Origin of the sequence: Clostridium algifaecis, from assembly GCF_017874415.1 — a bacterium.
Taxonomy (GTDB): domain Bacteria; phylum Bacillota; class Clostridia; order Clostridiales; family Clostridiaceae; genus Clostridium_B; species Clostridium_B algifaecis.
In genome coordinates this window covers 1-1,039 of the sequence record NZ_JAGGLM010000053.1, presented here as the reverse complement: position 1 = coordinate 1,039, position 1,039 = coordinate 1, and the positions used below count along the sequence as shown (strand labels likewise).

Genomic DNA, 1,039 nt, shown 5'->3' with positions numbered 1-1,039 from the left:
TTTTCGCCTACAGGGCTTTTACCTTCTATGGCGGAGCCTTCCAGCTCTCTTCACCTAACTTATTACCATGTTATATCCGTCCGAACCCCAGAAACAAGTTTCTGGTTTGGGCTCTTTCCCTTTCGCTCGCCGCTACTCAGAAAATCGATGTTTCTTTCTCTTCCTCCGGGTACTTAGATGTTTCAGTTCCCCGGGTGTCCCTCTATAAACCTATGAATTCAGTTTATAGTACAATGCGTAGCATTGTGGGTTTCCCCATTCGGAAATCTTCGGTTCACAGACTATTTGCGTCTACCCGAAGCTTATCGCAGCTTATCACGTCCTTCATCGGCTCCTGGTGCCAAGGCATTCACCATGCGCCCTTTGTAGCTTGACCTTTAATGAAAATTGCTATTAACAACAATTTTCTTAGTTTAAACTTATTAATTAGTATAAAATACATTATGCTTTATTAATAAGTACATCTACAAAGGTTATACAATAACCTTAGCTGTATCTAGTATAAATGAAGCCTGGCGGCTTAAATATACATAAATACTCTATTATGAAAATTATAAATAATTTTCGAATTCTTACTGTGCAATTTTCAAAGAACAATTTTAGAAGGAATAATCCTTCAAAATTAAACAGAGTAAAGAATAAACCGAACAATTTTATGAAACAAATCTAATTGCTTCATTTCTCCTTAGAAAGGAGGTGATCCAGCCGCAGGTTCTCCTACGGCTACCTTGTTACGACTTCACCCCAATCACTAACCCCACCTTCGGCCGCGTCCTCCTAAGTTAGACTACGGACTTCGGGTGTTGCCAGCTCTCATGGTGTGACGGGCGGTGTGTACAAGGCCCGGGAACGTATTCACCGCGACATGCTGATTCGCGATTACTAGCAACTCCAACTTCATGCAGGCGAGTTTCAGCCTGCAATCCGAACTGAGAGCAGTTTTTTGAGTTTCGCTCCGCCTCGCGGTTTCGCATCTCTCTGTTCTGCCCATTGTAGCACGTGTGTCGCCCTGGACATAAGGGGCATGATGATTTGACGT

At 42.8% G+C, this 1,039-nt stretch carries 2 rRNA genes; both read right to left on the bottom strand.

What is annotated here, in order from left to right:
• Positions 1-376: ribosomal RNA gene (locus J2Z42_RS14340) — 23S ribosomal RNA — on the bottom strand; the annotation flags it as partial.
• A gap of 313 nt (positions 377-689) precedes the next feature.
• Positions 690-1,039: ribosomal RNA gene (locus J2Z42_RS14335) — 16S ribosomal RNA — on the bottom strand; the annotation flags it as partial.